Source organism: Methylobacterium sp. J-078 (assembly GCF_022829285.1).
GTDB lineage: Bacteria > Pseudomonadota > Alphaproteobacteria > Rhizobiales > Beijerinckiaceae > Methylobacterium.
In genome coordinates this window covers 1-301 of record NZ_JAKSYI010000037.1, presented here as the reverse complement: position 1 = coordinate 301, position 301 = coordinate 1, and the positions used below count along the sequence as shown (strand labels likewise).

The 301-nt window shown below is 72.1% G+C and carries 1 riboswitch.

Annotation, left to right across the window (positions count from 1 at the left end):
- Positions 1–73 precede the first annotated feature (73 nt).
- Positions 74–279: riboswitch (cobalamin riboswitch) on the bottom strand.
- Positions 280–301: the final 22 nt, after the last annotated feature.

Below are 301 nucleotides of genomic sequence, written 5' to 3'. Positions count from 1 at the left end.
CCGCGAACGAGTCCGAACCAAGCGCGCGCGCATGCTCCCGCACCCGCCCGGGCACCCCGCCCAGCATGTCTCGCGTGTGACCACGCCTGACGGCAGGTCTCCTGGCTCGCGGGTCACCGCCCTTCACCGTCTTCCCTAGCGAGGCCGCTCAGTGACGTTGGTGGCGAAGGTCTCGCCGCTTACAGTTGCGGGGGCAGCCGCGGCGTTGGGGCGGCCCCCGCACCGCGTCCCCTTTTGATCCTCCGGGGAGGAACCGGCACCGCCGAGGTCCCATCACAACCCCCATGCCCGCCAACGCCCC